Below are 994 nucleotides of genomic sequence, written 5' to 3'. Positions count from 1 at the left end.
ATTCTAGTTTGAATAAGTTTTCATTTTCTCTATATACTTCATCAATTATTTTTCTAAGTCCAATTGGTATTTTCTTTTTCATTTTTAGCAATTACAGGTAACGGTTTAGGCTATGTTGTCGTTGTGGGAAAATCGACAAGATTTTTCCGCCATAGCGATTATGTTAGTAAATATACGAGGATTTTCTGAAAAAGAAAATCCGCCACAATGCAATATAGCCATTGTTGGCATTTAGTACTTTTAATCCACAAAAGTTTCTTTTATAATCTCTTTACATTTTTTTATTTCAGATTTTGTCAGTTTATCAAAAACTCTAACAATTCTTTTTTTATCAATACTCCTAATTTGGTCAATAGTAATCATTCCTTTTTTTCCATTGTGTTCTACAGGAACTCGAGTAGGATATTTTTTCATATTTGTTGTCATTGGAGCGACAACAATCGTATTCAAGTATTTATTCATTTCATTTGGTGATATAATCACACAAGGTCTTGTCTTTTTTATTTCACTTCCAACAGTTGGATCAAGGTTAACAAGTACAATAAAATATTGTTTTAGTTCCATTCGTCGAAATTTTCATCATCAAATACATCATTCATTAACAAACAATCATCATTATTTACTTTCATTTTTTTAAACTCATTTTCCCAATCTTGTCTTGGTTTTTCAATTGGTCTAAGAATAATTTGACCTTTTTCAAGAATCAATTCAACTTTTTCTTTTATGTTGTATTTTTCCAAAATAGTCTTACTTAAGCGAAGCCCTTTTGAATTTCCGATTTTGATAATAGATGTTTCCATAATCTCATTTTGTTATTACAAAGTTATTACATTTATTTTAATTATCAAAATTAATTCCGTATTAATGCCAACGGTTTAGGCTATGTTGTCGTTGTGGAAAAATCGGTAAGATTTTTCCGCCATAGCAATTGTGTTAGTAAATATACGAGGATTTTCTGAAAAAGAAAATCCGCCACAATGCAATATAGCCATTG

2 protein-coding genes are annotated in these 994 nt (G+C 28.8%); both read right to left on the bottom strand.

Annotation, left to right across the window (positions count from 1 at the left end):
• Window positions 1-240 precede the first annotated feature (240 nt).
• Window positions 241-564 carry a type II toxin-antitoxin system PemK/MazF family toxin gene (locus tag HGB55_RS15205; RefSeq protein WP_168817934.1) on the bottom strand — a complete coding sequence of 108 codons (324 nt, stop codon included), beginning with the start codon at window positions 562-564 and terminating at the stop codon, window positions 241-243.
• A complete protein-coding gene (locus tag HGB55_RS15200) occupies window positions 555-800 on the bottom strand; it encodes an AbrB/MazE/SpoVT family DNA-binding domain-containing protein (RefSeq protein ID WP_168817932.1) in 246 nt (81 codons plus the stop codon). The genes HGB55_RS15205 and HGB55_RS15200 overlap by 10 nt, the downstream gene beginning before the upstream one ends.
• Between the last annotated feature and the right edge of the window lie 194 nt (window positions 801-994).

The sequence above is a fragment of the Lutibacter sp. B1 genome (assembly GCF_012524075.1).
Lineage (GTDB): Bacteria > Bacteroidota > Bacteroidia > Flavobacteriales > Flavobacteriaceae > Lutibacter.
The sequence above is the reverse complement of the archived record's forward strand: the minus strand, read 5'-3'. Positions and strand labels throughout refer to the sequence as shown.